29 protein-coding genes and 2 pseudogenes are annotated in these 23618 nt (G+C 64.9%); 1 reads left to right on the plus strand and 30 read right to left on the minus strand.

Translation table 11 applies throughout. The features are described from left to right. Nucleotides 1–2: 2 nt before the first annotated feature. The 30 genes and pseudogenes from FMZ75_RS04590 to FMZ75_RS04730 form a co-directional block, all read right to left on the minus strand. A complete protein-coding gene (locus tag FMZ75_RS04590) occupies nt 3–344 on the minus strand; it encodes a hypothetical protein (protein WP_166141498.1) in 342 nt (113 codons plus the stop codon). Nucleotides 345–356: 12 nt separating this feature from the next. After that, nucleotides 357–1412, minus strand: a complete 1056-nt coding sequence (locus FMZ75_RS04595; RefSeq protein WP_166141499.1) for a DUF2793 domain-containing protein — start codon at nt 1410–1412, stop codon at nt 357–359. A gap of 5 nt (nt 1413–1417) precedes the next feature. Then, a complete protein-coding gene (locus FMZ75_RS04600) occupies nt 1418–5284 on the minus strand; it encodes a glycoside hydrolase/phage tail family protein (protein ID WP_166141500.1) in 3867 nt (1288 codons plus the stop codon). 13 nt (nt 5285–5297) lie between these two features. Continuing rightward, nucleotides 5298–5735, minus strand: a complete 438-nt coding sequence (locus FMZ75_RS04605; RefSeq protein ID WP_166141501.1) for an NlpC/P60 family protein — start codon at nt 5733–5735, stop codon at nt 5298–5300. Then, nucleotides 5732–6637, minus strand: coding sequence for a DUF2163 domain-containing protein (locus tag FMZ75_RS04610; RefSeq protein WP_166141502.1), 906 nt, complete (start codon nt 6635–6637; stop codon nt 5732–5734). The genes FMZ75_RS04605 and FMZ75_RS04610 overlap by 4 nt, the downstream gene beginning before the upstream one ends. 15 nt (nt 6638–6652) lie before the next feature. Continuing rightward, nucleotides 6653–7294 (minus strand): DUF2460 domain-containing protein, encoded by a 642-nt coding sequence (locus FMZ75_RS04615; protein WP_166141503.1) that lies wholly within the window; start codon nt 7292–7294, stop codon nt 6653–6655. Between the two features lie 12 nt (nt 7295–7306). After that, on the minus strand, nt 7307–7894 hold the full coding sequence (locus tag FMZ75_RS04620) for a phage tail tape measure protein (RefSeq protein ID WP_370464667.1): 588 nt from the start codon (nt 7892–7894) through the stop codon (nt 7307–7309). Next, nucleotides 7891–8094 carry a rcc01693 family protein gene (locus FMZ75_RS04625; protein WP_142863902.1) on the minus strand — a complete coding sequence of 68 codons (204 nt, stop codon included), beginning with the start codon at nt 8092–8094 and terminating at the stop codon, nt 7891–7893. Before FMZ75_RS04625 ends, FMZ75_RS04620 begins: the two co-directional genes overlap by 4 nt. Next, nucleotides 8091–8441 carry a gene transfer agent family protein gene (locus FMZ75_RS04630; protein ID WP_142863903.1) on the minus strand — a complete coding sequence of 117 codons (351 nt, stop codon included), beginning with the start codon at nt 8439–8441 and terminating at the stop codon, nt 8091–8093. The genes FMZ75_RS04625 and FMZ75_RS04630 overlap by 4 nt, the downstream gene beginning before the upstream one ends. 10 nt (nt 8442–8451) lie before the next feature. After that, entirely contained in the window at nt 8452–8862 is a 411-nt protein-coding gene (locus FMZ75_RS04635; RefSeq protein ID WP_142863904.1) for a phage major tail protein, TP901-1 family, read from the minus strand. A gap of 30 nt (nt 8863–8892) precedes the next feature. Continuing rightward, entirely contained in the window at nt 8893–9303 is a 411-nt protein-coding gene (locus FMZ75_RS04640) for a DUF3168 domain-containing protein (RefSeq protein WP_142863905.1), read from the minus strand. A 10-nt stretch (nt 9304–9313) separates the two neighbouring features. Next, nucleotides 9314–9640 carry a phage head closure protein gene (locus FMZ75_RS04645; RefSeq protein WP_166141504.1) on the minus strand — a complete coding sequence of 109 codons (327 nt, stop codon included), beginning with the start codon at nt 9638–9640 and terminating at the stop codon, nt 9314–9316. Further along, nucleotides 9637–10299, minus strand: a complete 663-nt coding sequence (locus FMZ75_RS04650) for a head-tail connector protein (RefSeq protein WP_370464668.1) — start codon at nt 10297–10299, stop codon at nt 9637–9639. The genes FMZ75_RS04645 and FMZ75_RS04650 overlap by 4 nt, the downstream gene beginning before the upstream one ends. Nucleotides 10300–10301: 2 nt before the next feature. Continuing rightward, nucleotides 10302–11531 (minus strand): phage major capsid protein, encoded by a 1230-nt coding sequence (locus FMZ75_RS04655; RefSeq protein WP_166141505.1) that lies wholly within the window; start codon nt 11529–11531, stop codon nt 10302–10304. Between the two features lie 105 nt (nt 11532–11636). Further along, the gene (locus FMZ75_RS04660; RefSeq protein ID WP_246728766.1) at nt 11637–12323 is read right to left on the minus strand and encodes an HK97 family phage prohead protease; all 687 of its coding nucleotides are present in this window, start codon (nt 12321–12323) and stop codon (nt 11637–11639) included. Further along, nucleotides 12323–12496 carry a hypothetical protein gene (locus FMZ75_RS04665; protein ID WP_158271766.1) on the minus strand — a complete coding sequence of 58 codons (174 nt, stop codon included), beginning with the start codon at nt 12494–12496 and terminating at the stop codon, nt 12323–12325. The genes FMZ75_RS04660 and FMZ75_RS04665 overlap by 1 nt, the downstream gene beginning before the upstream one ends. Further along, nucleotides 12497–12682: a hypothetical protein gene (locus tag FMZ75_RS04670; protein WP_166141506.1), complete on the minus strand. Its 186-nt coding sequence runs from the start codon at nt 12680–12682 to the stop codon at nt 12497–12499. A gap of 104 nt (nt 12683–12786) precedes the next feature. After that, nucleotides 12787–13169: pseudogene (locus FMZ75_RS04675) on the minus strand (phage portal protein); the annotation flags it as partial. A gap of 191 nt (nt 13170–13360) precedes the next feature. Then, the gene (locus FMZ75_RS04680; RefSeq protein WP_166141507.1) at nt 13361–13645 is read right to left on the minus strand and encodes a hypothetical protein; all 285 of its coding nucleotides are present in this window, start codon (nt 13643–13645) and stop codon (nt 13361–13363) included. A gap of 18 nt (nt 13646–13663) precedes the next feature. Then, complete coding sequence (locus FMZ75_RS04685) at nt 13664–14149, minus strand: RNase A-like domain-containing protein (protein ID WP_246659900.1); 486 nt, start codon at nt 14147–14149, stop codon at nt 13664–13666. A 67-nt stretch (nt 14150–14216) separates the two neighbouring features. Next, a complete protein-coding gene (locus tag FMZ75_RS04690; protein WP_142863481.1) occupies nt 14217–14525 on the minus strand; it encodes a hypothetical protein in 309 nt (102 codons plus the stop codon). Between the two features lie 9 nt (nt 14526–14534). Beyond that, the gene (locus FMZ75_RS21500; protein ID WP_246728780.1) at nt 14535–15128 is read right to left on the minus strand and encodes an RNase A-like domain-containing protein; all 594 of its coding nucleotides are present in this window, start codon (nt 15126–15128) and stop codon (nt 14535–14537) included. Next, nucleotides 15120–16292, minus strand: a pseudogene (locus tag FMZ75_RS04695) (phage portal protein); the annotation flags it as partial. The gene FMZ75_RS21500 and the pseudogene FMZ75_RS04695, both read right to left, overlap by 9 nt. A 174-nt stretch (nt 16293–16466) precedes the next feature. Continuing rightward, complete coding sequence (locus FMZ75_RS04700; RefSeq protein WP_166141509.1) at nt 16467–17678, minus strand: hypothetical protein; 1212 nt, start codon at nt 17676–17678, stop codon at nt 16467–16469. A gap of 4 nt (nt 17679–17682) precedes the next feature. Further along, a complete protein-coding gene (locus tag FMZ75_RS04705) occupies nt 17683–17910 on the minus strand; it encodes a hypothetical protein (protein ID WP_166141510.1) in 228 nt (75 codons plus the stop codon). 169 nt (nt 17911–18079) lie between these two features. Then, nucleotides 18080–19360, minus strand: a complete 1281-nt coding sequence (locus FMZ75_RS04710) for a terminase large subunit domain-containing protein (protein ID WP_166141596.1) — start codon at nt 19358–19360, stop codon at nt 18080–18082. A gap of 1 nt (nt 19361) precedes the next feature. Further along, on the minus strand, nt 19362–19907 hold the full coding sequence (locus FMZ75_RS04715; protein WP_166141511.1) for a hypothetical protein: 546 nt from the start codon (nt 19905–19907) through the stop codon (nt 19362–19364). A 342-nt stretch (nt 19908–20249) separates the two neighbouring features. Next, the gene (locus FMZ75_RS21295) at nt 20250–20453 is read right to left on the minus strand and encodes a type II toxin-antitoxin system RelE/ParE family toxin (RefSeq protein WP_207783285.1); all 204 of its coding nucleotides are present in this window, start codon (nt 20451–20453) and stop codon (nt 20250–20252) included. A gap of 4 nt (nt 20454–20457) precedes the next feature. Next, on the minus strand, nt 20458–20712 hold the full coding sequence (locus FMZ75_RS04725) for an addiction module antitoxin (protein WP_166141512.1): 255 nt from the start codon (nt 20710–20712) through the stop codon (nt 20458–20460). A gap of 57 nt (nt 20713–20769) precedes the next feature. Continuing rightward, nucleotides 20770–21267 (minus strand): YcgN family cysteine cluster protein, encoded by a 498-nt coding sequence (locus FMZ75_RS04730; protein WP_142863487.1) that lies wholly within the window; start codon nt 21265–21267, stop codon nt 20770–20772. 152 nt (nt 21268–21419) lie between these two features. On the opposite strand from FMZ75_RS04730, the gene FMZ75_RS04735 reads away from it, so the two are divergent. Beyond that, nucleotides 21420–23612 (plus strand): transglycosylase domain-containing protein, encoded by a 2193-nt coding sequence (locus tag FMZ75_RS04735; protein WP_166141513.1) that lies wholly within the window; start codon nt 21420–21422, stop codon nt 23610–23612. Nucleotides 23613–23618: the final 6 nt, after the last annotated feature.

Genomic DNA, 23618 nt, shown 5'->3' on the forward strand with positions numbered 1-23618 from the left:
GCTCATATCTCCGCGCTGAAAGTGACGATGGAATTGGCGCTGGTGAAAGAACCCTCGCCCGCCGCGCGAATCAGATATCGGAACCCCGATTGCGATATGAGGTCCACAAATTCGTCGACGACATTGTAGCCCACCCCGCCAGTCGGCGCGCTCGCGGTCGGAGTCGCGCGCATATGCACGGGAAACGGGATATAACCGCCCGCAAACTGGTAGATCGCCGTCGCGACCCCGGCCCAGCCGACCGAAAGCGTCGTGAAATATCGCTGGCACAGCGCTAATTCCACGCCGGAAGGCCGCCGTTCGAAATCGCTCGCATGAGCCCCCGGCTCAAATTGCGGCCGCAAGATCGAGCCTCCCTAAAACTCCACATTGGTCTGCGCATTCGCGGTCAGCCCCGAGGCGAAAAGCGGCGCGCCACGCGAAGCCGCCGCATAAGCGCCCGAGCCCGCAAAGCCGTTTCCCTGCCAGACGCGCGCCTGCGACGTTCCTTCATGCGCCAGCGCAAAGGCCCCGCCTTCGATCAGCGCGGCTTCGATCGGCAGGATCAAGGAGCCGGCGGAAATGGAAAGGCTCGTGTCGATTCCGCTCGACGAAAATGTATAGGTCGCGCCAGCGGCGCCGGCCTTCACGCCGTCATGGCCATATTGCCCGGCCGCCAGCGTCACTGTTCCGGCGACGCCGCGCTGGTTGATCGCGAATGCGGCGTTGCGCAGGCGATTGCGAAAACCTACCGGCGCGCCGTCTCCCATTCCGCTCGGAAAGGCGACGCGGCCACTGGTCCGGTCGACGATGAGCGCCTCGCGCCAAATGGTCCCGTCGGCCGACACCTTGACATGAAAATTATCGTCGCCGATGAGCCCGGTCTCCGCGCGGCCGGACCAATTGGATTGATAGAGCTGCGAAACCGTATCGCCCGCCGCCTCTTTTTCCAGCTTGAGGCGCATATCGCCAGCGCCGCCCTCGGCGACGGTCAACGCCGCCAAGAGAGCCGCATTCGTCTTGACTGCGAGCCGATCCACCGCATCCGCCGTCGCGCCGACTCCGAGCCGGGACAGATTTGCGAGCTCGCGCAGCGCGAGCCCGGCGTCGATCCAGGACGAGCCATCGAAGAGAAGCAGCTCCTCCTCGCTTTCGACATAAGCGCGCCAACCGGCCTTCGGCGCGAGAAAGACCCAGGCGCCGGCGTGGCGCGCCGCGATCATCTGTTCCTTCCCGGCAAACCCACCCGCCGCAGTCGCGACGACGAGGTGTCGATCGCCCTCCTCGGGCGAAGCCGGGGGCGATGCGCGGCGATCGATGACGGAAAGCTGCGTCATCGAGTCGAGAAGCTGCAAGGCCTCATTGTGAGTAACATGCTTCTGCGCTTGCGCCGCATCGATGTAGGGCAGAGCGAGATGAGTCGTTTCGGTCATGGAGGTCACTCGATAGGCAGCGTCGCGACGAGCGGAAAGCCGCGTCCGACACGCGCGCCGATTTGAAATATCTGCACAACGAGGCTCGTCTGCGGCGCTCCGAAGTCCGCGAGCTCATCGCTCGCCGCATAGAGCGCCGAAGGGCTCGTCACACTCAGCGAACGCTGCGCGCCGCCGGGAAGCGCGACGACGATCTCATAGGCCTCGCTCTCTTCTCCGAGCGGAATGTCGAGCGGCTCCCAAGCGTCCGCATCGATGCGTCCGCGCCGGGTGAAAGCAATCGCCACGCCTTCCGTCACGCGTCTCGCATGAGCATGGCTCGGCGAATACGGAGAGGCGGATTTGCGCGTCGCCGTCACTTCGAGCTCGACATAGGTCGGATCGCTGTAATCGCGATCCGCCGGACCGATCCGATAGACGCGCGCAGAATCGATCTCCGCGAAATCGACCGCGAGCGGCGTGATCGCATCATCGAGCAGTACCACTGTCGCCCCCGCCGACACGCTGCGCGACGCGAGCGCGTCTTCGCCGCCGATCCCGCGTAGAAGTCGCGACAAGCGATAGGTGCTCGCCGCGACGAGCTCCGCACGCGTGAAGGCGAAAATCTCCCAGCATCCATCATCTCCGCGGATCGCCATCGCCGAGCGCAGAGCGAAAGCGCCGGCGTCGTCCACCGAGGCGAGCGCTCCAGAGGCGAGCTTCACCGTCACGCTCGCGCCGCGATTGAAGCGCGCGAGCGGACCGGGGGCGAGCGTATCCAGCGTTTCGCCGATCGTCGCACGCTTCTCGATGAGCCCCACCGGCTCGAAAGAAGCGCCGATCTTCCGACGAATGGCCAGCGCGCCCGGCCAAGGATCGGCAAAAGCCGCGACATAGGAAAAGGCCTTCGCGCCTTCCTTCGCGATCGCGAGATCGAGAACGATGATGCGCGGCGGCCCGATCACGGCGGGCGCCGCGAGCGAACGCCGGCCGAGAAAGCGCTCGCCGACGTCATAGACGCTGGGATCGACGGCGCGCGCGTCGATTTCGCGCGCAGCGCCATCGGTGATCCGCGTGATCTGCCATAGGCGCCCCGGCATCCTCGCCAACGAGGTCACATCTCCCGCCTCGAGGGCGACGAGGCCGGGCCGCACGGAAAAGCGCGCCGTCTCCCGCCCCGCCCAAATATCCTGCAACCAAATATCCGCCAATCTCTGAGCGTTGCTCCGGCCGATCATCACCGCCGTCTGCGCTTCGCTGCGTCGCGACGAATAGCCGTCGAGCCGCCGCGACAAAACGCGCCCCATGCGATAATCGAATTCCGAATCGGCGAAAGACAGCGCGATCTCATGCGGCAACTCGCTCTCCTGCGCGCGCCGCAATTCAATGAGCGTCCCATCCTTGCTCGGAACGAGATCGTCGTCGCCGATCTCCCGCACGCTTTTCATCGCGTGCGAAACAAAGCGCAGCGCTCCGCCGGAGACCACCGCGTCGAAGCCGAACAATGACGCGAGCGGCTCGATCGCCTCGCGCGGCGACATGGCGCTGTCGAGAACATAGCCGTCGACGAAACCGTCGATCGCCGGCCGCTCCACGACGAGATCATCGGTCGCGATCGTCGCGGCGAGCGTCGCGATGAGCCGATCGAGCGGCGCGCCCTCGAGGCGCCCGTTGAGCCAATGTCCGGTCTCCCAATTCGCCGAATCGGTCCAAATGTCGGAACAGCCGGGAAAGGCCGGAAACGGCCGCGCATCCCAGCACCAGACATGAATGCGCGCCGGCTCCACCATGCGCCCGCCATAAAGATTCGACAGCGGATTGCGCGCGTCGCCGCCCGCGCGCGTCGGATCGAAATGCGCGATCATCGCCTCGACAAAGCGCGCCTGCATGAGATCGTCGCGCCCGCCGCGCGAGAAAAACGGCAAGCCGCCCTCCGACGAATGCGCGTCGGGAAACACATTGGGCGCATTGGCGCCGCGATCCACGGCCGGACATCCCGTCTCGATGATCCAGATCGGCTTGCTCTGCGGCGTCCAGGCGGTCGGCGCGCCGAGCTCTGCGCCATCGACCCGCTCGTGATGCGCATTGGACCACCAGCCGACGAGATCCTTCACTCGGAACGTCCATGGCTTGCCGAGCCCATCGACGATCGGCGTGCGAATCTGCGCCAGACGATCTTCATCGCTCGCGTAGAACCAATCGAATCCCTCGCCAGACGCAATCCGCGCCGAAAGATAATCGGCGTCATAAATATTGCGCGCGATCTGCGCGTCGAGATGATCTGCGCCATCGCGCCAATCGGAGAGCGGCCAATAAACGTCGATCCCGACGAAATCGATTGTTGACGACGCCCAGAGCCGATCGAGCGGAAAGCGCAGCTCGCCCGTTTTGGGAACATGCGCGCCATATTCCGTCCAATCGGCGGCGTAGCCGATTTTCGTTCCGCTACGAAGGAGCTCCTTCGCATCCGCGGCGAGCGACGCCAGCGCGGCGACCGCCGGATAGACTCCGGCGGCCGACCGGATGCGCGTCAACCCCACCAGCTCCGAGCCGACGAGAAATGCGTCGACGCCGCCCGCCTCTTCGCAAAGCTCCGCATAATGTAGAATGAACGCGCGATATTGCGCGAAAAACGCCGCGACCTGCGTCGCCGCTTCGCTCGTTCCATCCGCCGAGCCGACGCGTCCCGGCGCCGGATCGCAGGTGATGCGCCCCCGCCAAGGAAAAGCGGGTTGCCCGATCGCATCCGCTCGCGGATCCGGCAAGACATTGCCCGGCGCCACATCCATCATCAAGAAGGGATAAAAAACGACCGCCAAGCCTCGCGCGCGAAGATCGGCGATGGCGCCGCGCACCGATGCGTCGCTCGGCGTGCCGCCGAAAGCCGCGCGTCCGTCGATCTGCGAAACGAGGCGCGCCGCCGCGCGACTCGATCCCGCGACAGACCAATCGGCAGGCCAGAACGGCCCGAACATATAGTCGAACTCGCCGATCGTCTTGAATGTCGCATCGACGCGCGGCGCGATCGAGCAAAGAGCCGCGCGCAAATCATCGCCGAACCACGCCACGACCAGAGCCACGCTCTCGAGATTGGGACAGAGCGCCTGCAGCGCGTCGATCGATGCGGTCCAATCGCTCGCCGCCGTCAGCTGATGCCGATTTTCCGCGCTGGTCGCTCCGGGCGAAAAGAAGCTCAGCTGCAGCGACGGCTGATAGCCCGCCTCCGTCGCGCCCGGAATGACATCGATCGCGCGAATCTCTCGGCCCAGTCCGGCGACCGGCCGCGTCACCTCGAATGTGAATTGCGGAATGCGATTGCCGAAAGCCGACAGCGCCAATTGCTCGAACACGACATAAGCGAGGCCGCGATAGGCCGGCGCATTCTCCGCTCCTTCCTTGGCGACGATCAACGGATCGGGAAGCTGCTCCTCGTCGCCCGAATAGATTCGAATGGGAAGGCTCGTCATGTCGAGCTCGTTTCCATCCGCGAAAATGCGCCTCACGAAAGCGATCGGCCCCTCGCACAGCCCGATCGCGAAATTGGCGTAATAGGAATATGTGACGCCGATCGTCCGCGCCGAACCGCCCCCGCCCTTGCCGCTATTGCCGGAGCCGCCGTCCAACGAGACATTGGCCTGCTCGATGAAGCGCGTCGCCCAGATCATCTGACCGCCGATGCGCGCGCGACCATAGACGCGTGGAATGGCGGCGCCCTCGGTGGAGGCGACGCCGTCCATCGCTTTGAGACGCGGACCGACCTCATAGCGCGTCGCGCCGCGCGGCTGTAGCGCCGCATCGACGAGCGCGCCGCCGACGGCGCCGACGACATTGCCGACGATCGAGCCGACCGGCGCGATCGCTGCGCCGGCCGCCTGCAACAACAAAGTGGCCATCTCGTCCTCGAGCTCAGTCTGTGACGCCGGGAAAGGCGAAGGCGCCGACCAATCTTTTGCGCCATGCTCCGATCGGCGCCTCGGCGACACAGGCGCCGCCATGCGCATGGACCATATGCGTGGCGCTCGTCGCTATGCCGAGATGCTTCGCCGGCAAATGCGCTTTGAAGCGAAACAGCAGAAGGTCGCCCGCGCGAAATCCCTCTCGTTCGACAAGCGAAAAATGCCGGTGGGCGGCGAGCGCCAAGCTCTCCTCGCCTTCCGCCTCCGCCCAATCGGGCGAATATGGCGGCGCCTCCTCCGGCTCCGGCCCGACGAGCGCGCGCCAAACGCCGCGCACCAGCCCGAGGCAATCGCAACCGATATGAATGAGCGACGCCTGATGACGATAGGGCGTCGCGATCCAGCGCCGCGCCTCCGACACGATCGCCGCGCGCGCGAGCCCGCTCACTCGAAAAAGCTCCCGCCGTCCATCGACGGCGCCAGCGAGCTCGGATAAGACATCACCACATCATTGCCCGGCATATGCGGAAAGCCGCGAAAATTGACGATATTGGAAAATTTCCGCTCGCAGCTCGTCGCGCTCTTGTCGCATCCCGCCACGATCGCGAAAGTATCGCCCGAAGCGACGGGCCCCGCGAGCTGGGACCACAAGGCTATCCCGGCGTTTTCGCCAGAGCGCCGATGCGACTTTACCGTGACGCGCGCGCCGGCATTGACGCCGCTCGTGAAAGTCAGCGAGCCGCCGGTGAAAAATTCATCGGCGAATTCGCTCGCCAGGCCCGCGATGATCGCGCCATGAGCGAGCGCCGGATGAGCGAGCGCCAGCACGACGCCCGTCGTGTGAAACGCCGCAGCGCCGAGATCGACCTTGCAACGCGCGTCGCCGAGATCGGCGGAACAGCCGCGCTGGAAGCTTTCGCCGCGCGTCTCGTCGAAGAGATGCGCGAGCGACCGCAATTCGGCGCGGAAGGCGAATTCGCTGCGCGTCACCTCGCCGATCGTGGTCGCATCGAGAAGCAGTCGATTGTCGGCGTCGCGCCAATCGACGAGCCATATCTCCACACCTGCGCCGTCATAGAGCCCGCCCGCCAGATCGCGCTCGCAAAGACCGTCCGATTGCAATGCGCCGACCACCTCGCCGCTCCCGACCGCGAGACCGACGCTCGCCTCGATTTGCGTCGCCGTGAGGCCGGACGCGGCGCGATAAGTCACGCCGCCGAATAAAAGATCGCGATCATGATCGGTAAATCCCTCGATCGTCCCATCCTTGCGCGCGAGGCGCCAGCAATTGCAGAAGGTCGAAGCCGAAGCGTCGAGACGCTTCCGCATGGCGGTCGAGGGCGAACGCATGAAGGCTCCTTTCGTTCAAGGAACGATTTCGATGATCGGAATTTTCGGAATCGCGCCGGCCTCGAAGGAGGAGACGTCGATTTCGAGATAGTCCGCATCGAATCGCGCGGGCACATCGAAGAGAAAGCCCGCCGTCACCGCGGCTCCTGTCGGCGGAGCCGCCGAAGGCGCGAAGGTCACGACGCCGCTCGTCGTATCGACGCCGAAATCGACGCCGCGCGTCTTTTCGACGCCGGAGACAGCGACGCGAACGCTGTCTGCGACCGGCTTGACGATGACGCGCGCATAAGGCGCGAAGCTCTCGCCATAGGTCTTGAGCAGCTGAAATTGCGTTCGTGCGCCATCGCCGACGCCGAGCGTCTGATCGCTCGCCGAAACCGCTCCGCCCGATCGCGCGGAGGAAAAATCGGCGCGATCTCGCCAGCGAAAGCCGAACAGCCGACCGCGCCGCTCCTCGAAGAATTCGATCACCGCGGCGAGCTGCGCCAGCGATTTTACCCCATAGCCCGCCTCGTAACGTCGGCGTGAGTGCGCCCATCGCGCATTGCGCGAATCGCGATTGGAGCCGAGCGTGACCACATCGGTACGGCGTTCCGGCCCCCCACGTCCATTCAGCGATATGTCCAGCGGAAAGCGCGTCTCGTGAAAATCCGTCATGGCGCCTCATCCTCAAATATTGCGCCGGCCACGCGCCACCGCGCGCGCCAAAGCCGCGGTGATCTGCCCTTCGGAACGCCGAAAGCTGTCGACGTCCTGCGCCGCGATATTGACAGTCACGGCGACGGATTGTTGCGCGCCTTGCATCGATACGCCGAGCCGTCCATCCGGCCCGCGCGCCAACGGCATGATCGCCTCGGCCCCGCGCTCGCCCATGAGTCCGACGGCCCCATTCGCGCCGAAGAAAGTCGGACTGGCGACGACGCCGCCCGCTGCGAATGGCGCCACCGAAACGCCGCCTCCCGCGAAGGCGCCAGACAGCAATCCGCTCAGTCCGCTCGTCAGGCCTCGCGTCAACGCCTGCGTTCCGGCGCCGACGCCGAGCTCGGCGAGCGAACGCGCGATGGAGGCGAGCGTCGCGTCGAAGCTCTTGCCATTCGCCGCCGCGCCGGCGAGCCCGCTGGACAATGTCTTCGTCGCCGAAGCGGCGGCGACATTTATGTCTTGCAACAGCGCTTTCGTCGTCTTTAGATCGAGCGCATGAAAGGACGGATCGAAGGAGAGTTGCGCGCCATTTTCGCTGCTGGTCGAGTCGGTCACTTTTCGTCTCCATCGGGAAACGCGCGCATCAGCGCCGTCAAAGCGTCGCGCGACGGCGCGCCGACAGCGCGGCCATAGACGCCTTCGGCCGCACAGGCCAATTCACGCGGCGTCATCGCCCAGAAGTCGCGCGGCGCGAGGCGCAGCACGCCGAGACCGAAGGCCATGGCCCGCGCCCAAGGAAAGGCCTGTGGCCTCATCCGCTCTTGTCCCGCGGCGGCGGAGGGTTTGCGTCGCCGCCATCTCCGAAAGTCGCGGCCAATAGATCTGCGACGATTTTCACATAATCGCCGAGCCCCGCGGCGACGGTCATGCGCGCGACCTCGTCGTCGCTCATTTTGTATCCTGCGCCGCGCAATCCGCATCCGATGACGCGAATGAGATCACGCGCCGAAAGGCGGCGCGCTTCGAAACGTTCCGCGAGCGCGACGAGATCGTCGACGCCGAGCCCGCTCTCGAGCTCGGCGAGCGCTCCGAGCGTGAGGCAGAGACGATAGGTCTCTCCGTCCAGCGTCGCCTCGACGTCGCCGCGTTTCCGATTGGCCATGAAGAGAGCCTCACGCTGGGGTGAAAGAGATCGCGCTCGCGGATTCGAGCGCGATGTCGAAGGTCATTTCGGCATTGTGTTCGCCGCGATAGTCGAGGCTCGTGATTTGGAACGAACCCGTCATGACGCCGAAATCGGGGACCACGAGTTTCCATTGACGCAGCACGCCGTCGAAGAAGAGCTGCCGAATGAGACCGTCCGAAGCCTGATCCTTGAAAATTCCGGTCCCGGCGAGGCTCGCGCGTTTCACGCCGGCGCCGTCCAGCAACTCACGCCAGCGTCCGCTCGATTCTGCATCGGTGACATCGACGGCCTCGGCGTTCAGCGAAAGTCGCCGCGTGCGCAGGCCGGCGACGGAAATGAAGGCTCCACTGCCGTCATCGACCTTCAAAAGCAGATCTTTGCCCCTTTGTGCGGACATGCGATGGCTCCAGAATATCTATCGTCGAGGCTAGAGGGATTCGGTGGTCGCACGAAAGCGCAGATCGACCCGCGCGAAGCGACCATTGCGCTCACGCCGCGTCTCGCTCGCCTGATGACGCAGATCGACGAGATGATGCCCATCGAGAATGAGCGGCGCCTCGTCGAGCAGCGCGACGATCTGCTCGCCGATCGTGAGCGCCTGCGCCACGCCACGCTCGATCGAGACGACCGAGACAGTAAAGATTTGCTCGGCTCCACGACTGCCGGTGGTCGACCAGTCGCGCAATGACGCCTCGGCGAACAGCAGATAGGGCGCTTCGGCGCCACGCGGCGCCTCGTCGTAGATTTTCGCTCCGCCGAGCGCTGCGACGAGAGTGGCGTCGCTCGCCAGGCAGGCACGAATCGCGCGGCGCAGAACGATGATCGGCGATCGGCTCATTCGGGTCCCCTCATGCGATCTCCTCGCAGCGGCACCACAGAAAGCGGCGTCGTCCGTCCGGGTCATAGACAGCTAGGACGCGCAGCCTGCGCGCGCCGGCGACGAGCCGCATCTCGCTCGTCACATCGGCGCGCCACCGGAGCTGCGCGAGCCATTCGAGCGCTTGCTCCTGCCTCTCCTCGACGAAGCGCGCTTCGCCGGAGAGCGGCGTCAATTTCGTCCAGACGCCGGCGATCGTCACATAGCTGCGCGTCATCGCGCCGCTGTCGTCCGGCGTGTCGACCGGCGCTTCGAGGCCCATGCGCAGGCGCATCTCGCCGATCTTCGGCGCGCTCATGTCAGCCGCTCGCGTCGAAACGGCTTGGCCAAGGCCAGGACGATCGTCGGCAGAGGCGCGCCCGTCTCCGCCGCGTCTCCACGATTTTCGTGCCAATGCGCGACGAGCGCCAGAATGGCGCGACGCAAGGACTCGGGCGTATCCGTGGCGCTTTCGCCATATCCCACATCGATGTCGATCTCGATTCCGTCATAGGCGCGCCCCGGCTTCGCTGGCGGCTCGAGGAACACCAGCCGCCCGGCCTCTCGCGTCGGCGCCGCACGATAGGATTCGCGGGAGACGGTCCGCGCGACATCGGATGAATCATAGACGCGAATATCCGACACGGCCGAGAGAGGCGCGAATGGAATGGCCAAGGTCCGACGGCGCAGCGTCTGCGCCGGCCAGGCGTCGAGCCGCATTCGCCAACGCTGCGTCACGAAGAAGCGCCGCGTATAGGCTTCTAGCGTCATGCGCGCCGAGACGATCAGCGTCGACAACAGCTGGTCTTCGTCGCTGGAATCGAGCCGAAGCCAAGCTTTGACCTCGTCGAGCGAAACGGGCTCCGACCCCGGCCCTGTGAGAAGATCGGGAATCATGTCTTTGTCCCATGCCTGATTGGCGACGAGGCGAGATATGAGCGGCGAGATCGGCTCGCCGCCCGCTATTGCGCCAGTCACATTCAGGCGGCGCCGAATTTCAAGAGCTTGATGGCCTCGAAATCCTGCACGCCGCCGCCGACGCGCTTCGTCGTATAAAAGAGCACATAGGGCTTGGCGGAATAAGGATCGCGCAGCACGCGCACGCCGAGCCGATCGACGACGAGATAGCCGCGCGCGAAATCGCCGAAAGCGACGGAGAGACTATCGGCGCCGACATTGGGCATGTCCTCGGCCTCGACCACCGGGAAATTCAGCAGCGACGCCGGCTGATCGAGCGTTGCGGGCGGCGCCCAGAGATATTCGCCGGTCGACAACTTGAATTTGCGAATCGTCGATTGCGTCTGACGATTGAGCACGAATTTGCCGTTCTGCCGATATCCGGCGCGCAGCGCATAGACGAGATTGAACAGAGCGTCCGACGGATTGCTCGCCGCGAAACCGCCGGAGACGCCTGTCGCCACATAGCCGATATTGCCCGACGTCCAGCTGGCGTCCGCCACCATCGTATAGGCGAGAAAGCCTTTCGGCTTATCGGTTCCATTGCCGCTCACGAAAGCCGCGCCTTCCTGCTCGGCGAAAACCGTCTGCACCTCCTCGGCGATCCATTGCTCCACATCGATGGCGGAATCGTCGAGCAATGTCTGCGTCGCCGCCGGCATAGCGTAGAGCTCCATCGCCGGAAAAGTGAGATCGACGATCTGCTGGCTGCTGGTCTGCGGTCGCGGATCGGCCTCCGCCACCCAGCCGGAGGCCGGCCCCTGCGTCGAATAGGCCTTGCGCAGCGAATGCGTCGAAATCTCGCGCACGCTGGCGATGGCGCGAATGGGCGAGAGGCGCGTGAGGCGACGCAAAATCTCCTGCTCCGCCGGCGTCGGCACGAGATAGCCGCCATCGGGGCCGGAGCCCGCCGAAAGCGCCTTCGATTCGAGCGCCTTCAGGCCGACCGCTTCGCCGCTGCGCATATAGAGCGCGAATGCGGATTTGTGCTCGCGCGCCGGCGCGTCGTCACTCGCCGAAGCGCCGAGGCGCGGACGCGAGAGATCGAGCGCCACGCGATCGATGCGCCGCTTGGTCTCGTCGATCGCGCGATCGATTCGCTGCAATTTTTCTTCCGTGAGCGCATCGACGCCCATTCGCGTCTCGATCTGCGCGAGGCGCTCCTCATTCGTATCCTTGAAAGCGGTGAAGGCGCGATGGAGATCGGCGAGCGCCTCCTCGCCGGAGAGCGTCTTGGTTTCGAGAGACGACATTGAAGGGAACCTCTTTCTTTCGGGCAGGAAGACGCGGGGACGCGCCGCACGGAATGCGCGGGCGGTCCGGCGCCGAGCGAGGCGATTAGCGCGCGGCGATGGCGTTCAGACGGGCAGTGACGAGGCGTCGGCTGTCGCTCGGGGATGAGCGCCGGCTCGCACGGAGCGGCGCTCTAGCGCGAGCGCGGCGCGGCGCAGCTTCGTCTCGAAGCTCTGCGCGGCGCTCGACATGCGCAGCCGCGCGAGCTTTTGGGCGAACGCCGCAGCAGCATCGCGTGGCTCTGCGGCGGAAGGCGCCGCCGCCGCGCCGATACGCGCCTGCGGCAACGCAGGAAAGGTGACGATCGATATCTCGATGAGATCGAGCTCGAGCAATCGACGTGCGCCGCTCTTGGGGTCATTCGCCGCACGCAGCGTGCGAAAGCCGATCGAAAGTCCGTCGAGCGCGCCGGCGCCGATCAGCGATAGCGCCTCGCGCGCCCGCGCGACGGAAAGATCGAGTCGACCGCGCACTTTGAGGCCGCGCGCGTCTTCGACGATCTCCGTCCAAACGCCGATCGGCTCCTCGGCGCGGTGCTGCCAGAGCAGCTTCACCCCCGCCGCGCCGCTTCGCCGCAAGCTCGCGGCGAAGGCGCCGCGCTCGACGATATCGCCGCAAGTGTCGCGCAGGCCGAAAAGACTCGCATAGCCTTCGAATACGCCATCGGCGCGGATCACTGCGGGAAGCGGCGCGCGCTTCGTCTCGAGCCGAGGGCTCGCTATGTGCATGTCGCGCTTCAGTGCTCGGTCCATCAGGCTTTCTCCCGCGCCGCGCCGATTGCGGCAGGGCCGCCGCCATGAGGCGGCTCACGCAGGCGCTGCAATGCGCGCACAAAAGTCTTGAACACGATTTCGGGCTCGAGGCGCGGCGGCTTGCGCGGCGCGCGACGTTTCGCGAAGCGGAGAGGCAAGACGGACACACTCATTCAGTCGCTCCCATAACGGCGGTTGAAGCGCGCGAGCTCGCGCACGAAGGCGTCGAGCCGCCCCGTGGATCGTCCGAGCTCGCGCAAGGCGCGCAGCGCGAACAGAGTGGCGGCGCTCGCCCAGAGGAAGAGCGCGAGATGGGCGAGATCGCCGCGCTCGATGATCGAGGTGACGATCTCGGACATGGGGCGCCTTTCAGACGCGAAGACGCGCCGGCCACTCGCGCGAGCGGTCGTTACGCCGGGATACGTTCAAAGCTCGAGCTCTTTGTCGATGCAGCGACGCTGAACGCGGTGCGCTCCTTCGCGAGCGCATCGCGGTCGGCGTCGTAATCGAGACGTAAGGGCGAAAAGCCCAGGCTTGAAACGTCTTTTGCAAGCGCTGCGCGAGCGAAATGCTCGTCTGGCGCCAGAAGGCGCGATTGGCTTCCTCGTAATTGCGGAAGGTGTCGTCGCCTGGCAGGCCGATCAGCGGCGGCGGCACGCCGAAGGCGAGCGCGATCTCCCGCGCGGCGGAGGCTTTCGTCTCGGAAACATCCATGTCCTTTGGCGAGAGCGACAGCGCCTTCCAATCGAGCCCGCCTTCCAGCAGCAGCGGACGCCCGGCGTTGACGGCGCCGGAGAAATTCTCCTCGAGTTCCTGCTGCAAGCGCTCGAATTTCTCGTCGGTGAGATGTCTGACCTGCACGAGGCCGCCGCCGCCGCTCCCGTCGCCGCTCGTCCACTGCCCGCCCTCGGGCGAACCGGCGGAAACGCGCGGCTGATCCGGCGAATATTTCGCGCGCTTGCCCCGCGGCCTCGCGCCGCTCGTCCCCGGTGAGGGCGCCGCGCGGCGCGCCGTCCGAGCACTCCACACCGGGCCGTTCAATCACCCCGCAGTCGGCGCCGGACTTCTATCAACACAACGCGGTAATCGGCGTCTTTGGCGAAGCCCATTCTGGCGCCCGCACGAAACCAAATGTCGATCAACTCTCGATCGGAAAGCTCCTGACATAGCAGCCCGTCGATAAATCGCTCGGCGTCCTTCTTCTGGCGATCGTCGAGATGACCGATGGCATAGGCCACATAGTCCTGTCCTTCCGGGATATCTTCTTCGACTTCGAACATGAACCACTCAGCCAGGTCCGAGAATGCTTCAGGAATGTTCATCCACGTCCCCTTTCGCGCTCATCGGCCTGATCTGCTGTCGACAGGAAAGGCGGTCCGCACCCGATAACCTCGATCGCTGGTCGGATCGGCATGAAGAACGACTCGGACACCGAACGTCCATCGAACGACCGGCTTCGACGTTCCGCTCTCCAAGAATGCCTCTTTTCCGGTTCGAAATCCGAATATTCTCTGCAGCGTCAACTCATCGCGTCGTCCTTCGGCGACAGAATCGACGCGATCCTTGTTCGTCTCTATCACTCGGTTCACGAGGTCATTTGCGGTTTCCCGAGAGTCGAACGAGCCCACCGCCGGCTCATAGGCGATCACGCCTATGAATGGTAGACCAATTCTAATTCGCTTGCTCTCCAAAGCAGCGATCAGGTCTACATCTTCTTTTCCGGCATGGTTGCGTATAGCGTGACCATAGCCTTCTTCCGCCAGCAGGTCGACGGAGTACCGAGCGTCATTGCTGTCCCCAACCAAGAGGGCGCCCACATCGCTCACGACGCCGGCGCGCGGAATGATCAGCGAAGCTCTCCCTTTGCACTCATCAGCCAGCGTTCGCCGAAAGCTATTCCGACTCGAGCGCCTCGAGCTTCGCTTCGAGTGCGGCGCGTATCCGGTTCAAAAAGCCATCTGCCGGGCTCGGCATGCCGAAGCCGCCGGATCCGGCGGGGCTCTTCGACCAAATGTCGATGAGCTGCTCGCGGCTATATTTTCCGCTCAACAATTCGTCGAGATAATCCTTCGCGATCCGCATCTGCTCGGGCGTCAACTCGGAGATGCTCCCACGTATCGCGCTGTCCAACGAGTTATGAAACAGAAATGTGTCTTGGTGAAAGGAGTTGGCGATAGCGTTGAAGGCGTCGGGGACCGTCATGTGCGCGCTCTATCGGTTGGCAGGGAAAGCGGATTGCACTCTATATCCGCGCGGCGATGTTACATCGTGCCTCAAGGCCACGGCAACGCCCCATGTGTCGCGAATTTCGGGCCGCCCCCGAACGCTTGGGACATAGGCTTCCTTGCCTGTGGGCGAATTGAACCAGCCATTGATCCGTTTGGCTTCGGTCACGCCGAGTTCGCCGCTCGCGACGAGGTCGACAATTTCCTGATTTTGCGCGATCGTCGAATTAACGAGTTTTTGCGCTGCGTCGAGCGAAGGGAACGAACCGACACGCGGCGCGAGGTCGATCAAACCCAATTGAAAGCGCATGCTTTGGAGACGCCGTATCAAATACTCATCGCTCTTGCCGACATGTTCGCTGATGGCGTGTCCGCCATTCGCCTCCTCGTCCCGCAGATCGATGGAATCGGCGATCTGCGTAACGAGACCACCCGCATCACTCACGACGCCGGCGATCGTGTTCAGCGCGACCTGCGCGAGGTCGCCGCCGCTCCCGTCGCCGCTCGTCCATTGCCCGCCCTCGGGCGAGCCTGTGGAAACGCGCGGCTGATCCGGCGAATATTTCGCGTGGCCGCCCATCGGGCCGTAGCCCGCCGCCTCGCGCTGCTCGTCGACTGTGAGGAAGGCGGCGCCGCCGATGCGGCTCCACTCCAGCGCGCGCTCTTTCGCTAGCGCATCGATGCGGTCGGCGTCGTAATCGAGGCGGAAGGGCGCAAAGCCCGGCTGCGCCCAGGCGTGGAACGCCTTCTGCAGGCGCCGCACGAGCGGAATGATCGTCTGGCGCCAGAAGGCGCGATTGGCTTCCTCGTAATTGCGGAATGTGTTGTCGCCCGGCAGGCCGATCAGCAGCGGCGGCACGCCGAAGGCGAGCGCGATCTCCCGCGCGGCGGAGGCTTTCGTCTCGGAAAAATCCATGTCTTTGGGCGAGAGCGACAGCGCCTTCCAATCGAGCCCGCCTTCCAGCAGCAGCGGGCGGCCGGCGTTGACGGCGCCGGAGAAATTCTCCTCGAGTTCCTGCTTCAAGCGCTCGAATTGCTCGTCGGTCAAATGCGCGCCGTCCGGTCCCGCATAGACCAGCGCGCCGGAGGGCCGCGCGCTATTGTCGAGCAGCGCCTTGTTCCAGAAGCTCGCGGCGTTGTGCGTGTCGAGCGCCGTCTGCGCGGCGGCGAGCGGCGCGAAGCCATAAATGTCGTCGAGCGGATTGAACAGACGAATATGCAGGATCGGCTCTATGCCGCGCCCCTGCGTCTCATAGCGCACGCCCTCGCCGCCGGCGGAATAGACATAGGCCGCGGGCCAGCCATTGCGTCCGGCGACGACGCTCATGCGGTCCGGGCGCAGGCAATAGGCCTCGCGCAGCAGACCGTCGACGAAAGCGCCTTCCACATAGGCGTTTCCATAGAGCAGAAGATTAGAGACGAGCGCCTCGATGAAGGAGACGCTCGTGTCGCTCGGGTTCGGCCGCTCGATCAGCCGCAGCAGCGGATGCTCGGGACTTTCGACGCGCCCTTCATAGGCGAGCCAGGGAATGGAGGCGCAGCCTTCCGCCACCATGCGCACGGCGCGATAGCAGACGGCGTTGCGCTCATAGCCCGCGCGAGTGAGCGCGACATTATTGCGTGCGGTCCATTGCGGCGCGCCGAGGGAATGCAATGTGAGCGTAGCGGCGGCGCGCGAGGCCTTTTCTTCGCGCGCGCGAGTGGAGGCGCTCGCGCCGAACAGGCGTGAGAGGAAATTGGCCATGACGATGTCCGATCGATCGGCTCGGGAAATTTCGACGCGACGAGAGCGCGCCGGCGGCGCAATTCGAGCGCGTCGCGAGGCGAACCCCCTCGCGACGCGCTCGCACCCGCCCTGGCGAAAAAACGGGTCTGGACGTCGCGATCGAGATGCGAGAGGGGCGTCGCGCTCCTCGCGTCAGCCCTCGCGCCAGATCGAGCCGTCGGAGAACACCTTGCCGCCGCGCGAGCCGCCGCCGACCGCCGCCGCGCCATAGGCGAAGGCCGCGCCGTCGAGATCGGTCGCGAATGCGCAGGCGCCGGCGCCGATCGTCGCCGCGGACGGCAACGCCGCGACTGCAAAGCTCGGCAGCTTCGGCGGCGCGAGGAAGTCGAATGTCGTCCCATCGCTCTGGACGACGTCGGCGGAGCCGAGCGTGCTGGAGCGCGAGATTTTGAATTTATCGCCGTCAGAATTGTCGATTCCCGTCGACCAGTCGACGACGCCGGCGACCGTATAGCGCGTGAACGGGTCGCCGGAGCCGGCTCCTGCCGTCTGCAACTGCTTCACCGCATGAGCGGTCGCGGTCGCATTCTGTTGCTCGAGCAGCTCGCAGGCCTCGAGCGTCGAGTTGAACTGATGCTTCAATCCCCACACTTTGCCGGTGATAGGGTAGCCGTTCAGCAGCCATGCGGCGGTCATCGGCTGCTGCGCGACGAAGCTGTACAGGACAGCGCCCGTCGCAGGCGACGACAGCGCCGATATTTTGATCGGGCCTTCGATCTGATAGACGTTGTCGCCGTCGTAATAGGGAAGAGCGCGGACGCCGCCGCCGTTCTTGATCTGATACATGAACGGCGCATCATTGTAGCCGACCGTCACGAACACATCGGTCCAGTGCCAGTTCGCCTTTCCGCCCGGCCCCGCATCGAGCAGCATGATCATGCTGTCGTCGTGCCGGCTCCATCGCATCCTGTCGGTCAGAAAGCCATGGGCGATATACGACCCGTCATGCGCGCAGCCGACCGTGATCGGCCGGAGGACCTGATCGCCGAGCGTCGTCATCGCGAGATGAAATTCGCTCTGGAACGGATTTTGCCCAGGGCCGAGCCGGAACTTCGACTCGAGATGCAGATACCACGCAGGCTCGCCCGAAAGAATTCGCGCTCCGCCGGGATTGGTGTTCCAACCCCAGATCAGATCGTGAATCCAATATGTGCGCGGGTCGACGGAGCCGGGGCCGTCGTCCACCTGCCCGGCGTAATAGTGCAGGCGATAAGGGGGCGCGCCGGCTTCGACATTGTCCAAGCCGATGTCCATCAGCTTCTGGGGGTTGCTCGCCGCCACGACGATGCGGTCCTCCGCGGCGAAATCGATCTTTCCCGAAAAGGGATTCAGTCGCCAAGCCATGTCGTCAGCTCCGCGTCACGGTGAGGAGATTGCTGGAAGCGTCATAGGTCATCGTCAGCGTGCCGATGATCGTTCCGCCCGAGCCGCCGATCTTATAGACCGTCTGCGTCAGATTCGTTCCAGAATAGGTGTTTTCCAGATAATCCCATTGGCCGGGCCAATCGACGGTGGAGACGACATCGGCATAGCTCCCGTCTCCCAGATCTTTGAGTTTCTTGACAGCGTCAGTCATGATTTTTCTCCATGAACGAGAGGGCGAAATCAATGGTCGAGCGAAGCGGGCTATGCCGCCTCGCCGCGACGCAAAACGAAAGGGCTTCGACATTCGAGGAAGAGGCCTCCTCCGCTCGGCGAGCGGGGGAAGGAATGCGACTTACGCGTTCGATGAAGCGAATTCGGACTTATACTCGCCGCATACGCGGCGCGGCCGCGCGCGGCGTCAAGGCCAGCACGGTCACCGCCCACACCAGCGCATCCAGCCGATCGGGACTGCGTCCCGACGATAGTCCGTTCGTTCCGAAATCGCACATTTCGTCTTCCAGCGCCGGAAAGGCTCCGACATGGCGCACGCGGCCCTGCTCATAGAGCTGCGCGACCGGCGCCGCGCGCAAATATTTGCCGCGCGTCGCGCGCGCCTCTTTCACAGGAACGGACGGATCGGCTTCGTGAATGACGGCGCGGACCATCTCGCCGCCCTGATTGACTTCGGCGATCAGCGCGTCGGCTTCGAGCCTGTGATAGAGCGACGTCGCGACGCGCGCCCATTGCGCCGGACGCGCCGCCTCGAGCGTCGCATCCTCGAGCACGAACACGATGCCGTTCGCCGTCCCCGCCGCGACAATGCCGCAGCGATCGGCGCGCCTGGTCGAGGAGGCGGGCGGGTCGACCGCGACGACGATGCGCTCGAACCGAGGCGCCTCGGTGACGCGGACGCTCTCCAACATGTCGCGCGACCACAGAGCGTCGGCGCGCTCTTCGACAATGTCGCCGTCGAGCTCCTGACGTCCCAATCGCGTGCCGGCATATTGCGCGACGACGCTCTCGAGAAAGGATGGCGCGAGATTGGCGGCGTTCTGCCGCGTCGTCGCGCGCGTGGTCACGACGCCGCCTTCGCTCAGCAGGCGCTTCAGCAAAGGAATGGGACGCGGCGTGGTGGTGACGAGCTGGCGCGGCCATTCGCCCAATCTCAGCCCGAATTGCAGCATGTCCCAGCTCTCCTCGGCATAGCGCCATTTCGCCAGCTCGTCGCACCAGGCGGCGGAAAATTGCGGGCCGCGCAGACTCTCGGGATCTTCGGCCGAGAAAGCCTGCGCGACGACGCCATTGTCGAAAGTGAGCCGCTTGCGCGATGGCTCCCACAAGGGCCGCTCGCTGCGTGGATGCGCGGCGAGTATTCCAGAGACGCCTTCGATCATCACATCGCGCACATGCGCGGCGCTCTCGCCGACGAGCGCGATCGGCGACAAGGGCCGCGTCGCAAATTGGGGCCGGCCGCGCGCGATGGCGCGCACCCATTCGGCGCCGGCGCGCGTCTTGCCGGCGCCGCGTCCGCCCAATATCAGCCAGACCCGCCAAGGCTCGCCGCCCGGCGCCAGCAAGGGCGGCCATTGATCCTCGCGCGCGCAGAACTCCCAATCGGCGAGCAGCGTTTCGAGCTCGCGCGCGGAAAATCCGTCGATCAGCTCATCGAGCCGGCCCTTCGCCGCACATGCGCTCGAGCCGGCGAGCAAGCTCCTCGCGGAGTTCGGCCAATTGGCGGGGAGGCTCGTCGTCGAAAGCGTCTCGATCACGCCCGTCCTCCGCTCGCGCCGCGCCGGCGTCGCGATTCATCCGCTTCAATTCCGCCAAGCTGCGCACGAGACTTGCGAGCACGCGCGCGCTCGTCTCCATGGTCTTGGGCGCCGCTTTGGCGCCGCATGTCGCGAGCGCCGTTTCGGCGCGGAGAAATTCGCGCTCCACCGCTTCCTCCAGCCGCGCGATGAGGCTGCGCGACTCTCTCAGCGGCGGCGCGATGCTCTGCTGCTCCGGTGTGGCGGGCGCTTCGGCGCTCTTGCGCTTGATCGGCGACGGCCGCAGCGGCCATCCCTCTCTTTCACGAAAGCTGCGGAACGCGCTCTCGCTCATGCCGAGCATCGCTCGCACCTCGGCGATCGGCGTCACGCCCGCGTCATAGAGCAGCTTCGCCTGCGTGACGATGTCACACGAGCGCGCCTCCGACTTTTGCGCCATGCATCGGCCTCCATGAGACGAAAGTCCCGGACCGCGAGCCTTCAGGCTCGCTTTCGGCTGTTTACGTAGAGATCGGGCGGAAGCCGCGCGCTATATCTCGGAAAGAGCGATCCTGAAGGCGCGCGGTCCAGTCTCGGGCGAAGCCCCTCGCCCCGAGCGCAATTCTGGAGCATGGGACTTGTCTATAGGACCACCGTCCCGCTGTCAAGGAATAAATTCATAACACCGTCTCAGGCGCGGAAGTCGGCCCGAAATCTGTCGATCTGGTGCATACGTTCATGCAGGATCGTCACAATGCCGACGTCGCCGTTCGACAGCCTTCGCCAATAGACGACATGCCGCTCATATCGAAGGAAAAAACCCGTCCACGCCGAACTCCGCCGGAACGGGCCGCGACATCTCTCGATGCGTCTCGATCCGGTCGAAGGCCTCGAACAGACCGCGCATATAGCGATCGGCCTGCTCGCTTCCCCAGCGATCCCGCGTGTAGCGATAAATCTCGTCGAGACGGAAAGAGGCGGCTTCCTGAACGCGGACGACGACCAATCAGTCAGCTCCGGTTTCGTGCGATCACATCGGCCGCGGTCAGCGGCGCGTAGGTCGCCTCCGGCGCGGCGAAGGCGTGAGCGAGCTCGGCTTTCAATCGCTCGAAGGCCGCTGTCTCCGCGCGCTCCTTGTCGCGGCGGATCAGATCGCGAATATATTCGCTGACATTCTCATAGGCGCCGTTCTCGCCCACATTCGCGGCGACGAAATCGCTCAATGCGCCGCTCACGCGAACGGTCATCGTCGTGGGTTTCGACATGTGGCCGCCCTCTCGAATGTCTGCAATATAATCAATATCGAAGACGTCGCAAGCGCATCACGCCGCCCGCCCCTTCTTGCGCCGCGGCCAGCGCTTGGGCCACAGCACGATGAAATTGGGAAGATCGTCGGTCTCCACCTCCTGCTCGCGGGCCGCCACGCGGCCGCGCACGGAGACGCCGGCAGCGTGGACGCTGGCCGGATCGCCGGTCAAGAGCGGGTGCCATTCGGGGAGCGGCTTGCCTTCGGCGCGCAGGCGATAGGCGCAGGTCGGCGGCAGCCAGGCGATCCCGGCGAGCGCCTTCAGGGTGAGGCGCACGCAATCGGGCACTTTGGTCTGGCGGCCGGCGTAGTCGCGGCAACGTCCGGTGTCGCCGTCCAACAGGTCGCAGCCGACGCTCGTATGATAGATTTCCCCACTATCTTCATCCTCGAGCTTGACCAGGCAGCAGCGCCCGCACCCGTCGCAGAGCTTCTCCCATTGCGGCCGCGTCAATTCGTCCAAGGGCCTCATCCAGAACGGTTCGCCCGCCTCTTTTTCGGTCTTCGTCGCCATACTCTGTCTTCGACCCTCGTCTGCGGCGCAGCGCGCGCTCTATTCATCCTGCCGGCGATCCTGCGGGCCGGCCATCGTCAAGGCGGCTCGAGGAGTGCTATCATCCGCCCCCGGTTCGCATGACGCCCGGAGGGCCCAAAGGAGCGGCGCAATTGCTCGAGACTATTCGATCCTCGCGCTTATACAAGCGGGCCGCAAGGCTGCTGCTGGCGCTCGACGCCTATATCGACTCGAGCCTCTTCGATTCGAGCCGCGGCGCGCGCGAGGCCTATGAGAATTTTTCCGCCTTCATGAACCGCTTCCAGGTGCGCGGCCTGCGCCGGGCGGCGGTGGAATTGGGCTGCGAGTCGCTGACGCTCGCGCTCGGCGGCGGCATTGTCGCGCTGGCGCTGTCGATCTCCGCCATGCGCATGACCAGCGACGATTGGCTCAAGAAGCAGGACCTCTCGATCACTTTTCTCGATCGCTATGGCGCGGTCGCCGGACAGCGCGGCATCAAGCATGACGACGCCGTGCCGCTCGATCAATATCCAGACTATGTGATCAAGGCGGTGCTGGCGACCGAAGATCGCCGCTTCTATGAGCATTTCGGCATAGACATCATCGGCACGGGACGCGCGCTCACCGTGAATGCGCGCTCCTCGGGCGTGGTGCAGGGCGGCTCCTCCATCACGCAGCAGCTCGCCAAAAACGTGTTCCTCTCCAATGAGCGCACCATCACCCGCAAGATCAACGAGGCCTTTCTCGCGCTCTGGCTCGAGCAGCGCCTCGCCAAGCAGGAGATTTTGAAGCTCTATCTCGACCGCGTCTATATGGGCGGCGGCGCCTTCGGCATTCAGGCGGCGGCGGAATTCTATTTCGGCAAATCGGTGCGCGACGTGTCGCTGTCGGAGGCCGCCATGCTCGCGGGCCTCTTCAAGGCGCCGACCAAATACGCGCCGCACGTAAATCTTCCCGCGGCGCGCGCGCGCGCCAATGACGTGCTCGACAATCTCGTCGACGCCGGCTTCATGACGCAGAGCCAGATCGTCGCCGCGCAGCGCAATCCGGCGACGCCCATCGAGCGCAAGCGCGACCAGAGCCCGGATTGGTATCTCGACTTCGCCTTCAAGGAGGCGCAGCGCCTCGCCGAGGCCGGCAAGTTCGGCGATGATCGCGTGCTGACGATCCGCACCGCGCTCGATCCCAATGTGCAGAAGCGCGCCGACGAAGTGGTGGAGGAGAATCTGCGCGAGAGCGGCCGCGCCTATCGCGCCAAGCAGAGCGCCTCCGCCTTCATGGAGCTCGACGGCGCCGTGCGCGCCATCGTCGGCGGGCGCGACTATGGCGCGAGCCAGTTCAATCGCGCGACGGAGGCGGCGCGCCAGCCCGGCTCCTCCTTCAAGCCCTATGTCTATCTCACCGCGCTGATGAGCAATAAATTCAAGCCGACGACGGTCGTCACCGACCGCCCGACCTGCATCGGCAATTATTGCGTCCACAATTACAGCGGCGGTTACGCCGGCTCGCTGCCGCTGTCATTGGCGCTCGCCAAATCGCTCAACACCATCGCCATTCAATTGTCGATCGCGATCGGCAATGGCGATTCGCGCGCCGGCCGCGCCAAGATCATCGACACATGCCGCAAGCTCGGCATCACCACGCCGCTCGAGGATACGCCCTCTCTGCCCGTCGGGCAGAGCGATGTGATCCTGCTCGAACATGCCGCCGGCTACGCCGCTTTCGCCAATGGCGGCAAGAAGACGACGCCCTACGCCACCGTGGAGGCGCGCAACAGTCGCGGCGAGATTCTCTATCAGCATGATCGCGACGCGCCGCCGCAGGAGCAGGTCGTGCCTTTCGAGAAAGTCGCCGAGCTCGACACGATGATGAAGCGCGTGATCGACGAAGGCACGGGCGGGCGCGCCAATCTCGGCCCGGGCGTCGACGTGATCGGCAAGACCGGCACCACCAACGGCTATAAAGACGCCTGGTTCTGCGGCTTTACCGGCAATTTGGGCGGCTGCGTGTGGTATGGAAACGACGACAATGAGGGTATGGCGAATATGACCGGCGGCACATTGCCGGCGAAGACATGGCGCGACATCATGGCCTATGCGCATCAAGGCATAGCCATCAAGCCGATCCGCGGCCTCGCTTCGCCGGCGACGCTCGCGGCGGCGGCGGCCGCTCAGCCCAAGACGGTGGAGCTCGGCGCGCCGGCGCGTCCCGCGGCGCTGTCGCGCGGCGCGCTGGAGGCGCTCGGCCAGATCGAGTCCAAGATGAAACTCGACGATCCGAAGCGTTCCGTCCCCGGCTCGTCGTCGCAGACGTCCCCCACCGACAAGCGCGCCGATCGGCGCTGACGGATT

The sequence above is a fragment of the Methylosinus sp. RM1 genome, from assembly GCF_011378635.1.
GTDB classification, from domain to species: Bacteria; Pseudomonadota; Alphaproteobacteria; order Rhizobiales; family Beijerinckiaceae; genus Methylosinus; species Methylosinus sporium.